This is a genomic window from Psychrobacter sp. TB20-MNA-CIBAN-0197 (assembly GCF_040309765.1).
Taxonomy (GTDB): Bacteria; Pseudomonadota; Gammaproteobacteria; order Pseudomonadales; family Moraxellaceae; genus Psychrobacter; species Psychrobacter submarinus.
In genome coordinates this window covers 1-273 of the sequence record NZ_JBEOPC010000567.1, presented here as the reverse complement: position 1 = coordinate 273, position 273 = coordinate 1, and the positions used below count along the sequence as shown (strand labels likewise).

General features: G+C 60.8%; 1 protein-coding gene. It reads right to left on the bottom strand.

Annotated features, from left to right (window positions below; translation table 11 throughout):
• Positions 1 to 236: glutamate ligase domain-containing protein (locus AAEY83_RS14990; protein ID WP_502945193.1), on the bottom strand; the 236-nt coding region annotated here is incomplete at its 3' end.
• Between the last annotated feature and the right edge of the window lie 37 nt (positions 237 to 273).

The following is a 273-nucleotide window of genomic DNA, read 5'->3' as shown; positions in this document are numbered from 1 at the left end:
CCGTTGATTTCCTGATAGTCCTCGTGACCTTTGCCGGCCAGCACAATCACGTCGTCAGCGGTTGCGCCGGCGATTAATTGCGCAATGGCCTGGCCGCGACCGGCGACGAAAGTGACTTTATCCACAGCGGTGAAACCGGCGCGGATGTCGTCGAAGATCACATCAGGGTCTTCGGTGCGCGGGTTGTCGTCGGTGACCAGCACCTGGTCGGCAAGACGTTCGACCACTTCGGCCATCAACGGACGTTTGCCGCGATCACGATCACCGCCGCAG